This is a genomic window from Chryseobacterium viscerum (genome assembly GCF_002899945.2).
GTDB lineage: Bacteria > Bacteroidota > Bacteroidia > Flavobacteriales > Weeksellaceae > Chryseobacterium > Chryseobacterium viscerum.
Genome location: NZ_PPEG02000056.1, coordinates 1 through 440 on the forward strand (window position 1 = coordinate 1; position 440 = coordinate 440).

At 52.5% G+C, this 440-nt stretch carries 1 rRNA gene; it reads right to left on the minus strand.

Annotation, left to right across the window (positions count from 1 at the left end):
* A 16S ribosomal RNA gene (locus C1634_RS25770) occupies positions 1–440 on the minus strand; the annotation flags it as partial.

Here is a 440-nt window from a genome sequence, read left to right on the forward strand (position 1 = left end):
GACTACACGGGTATCTAATCCTGTTTGCTCCCCACGCTTTCGAGCCTCAACGTCAGTTACAGTCCAGTAAGCCGCCTTCGCCACTGGTGTTCCTCCTAATATCTACGCATTTCACCGCTACACTAGGAATTCCACTTACCTCTCCTGCACTCTAGTCCTACAGTTTCCAAAGCAGTCCCGGGGTTAAGCCCCGGGCTTTCACTTCAGACTTGCAAAACCGTCTACGCTCCCTTTACACCCAGTAAATCCGGATAACGCTTGCCCCCTACGTATTACCGCGGCTGCTGGCACGTAGTTAGCCGGGGCTTCTTAGTCAGGTACCGTCATTTTCTTTCCTGCTGATAGAGCTTTACATACCGAAATACTTCTTCACTCACGCGGCGTTGCTGCATCAGGGTTTCCCCCATTGTGCAATATTCCCCACTGCTGCCCCCCGTAGG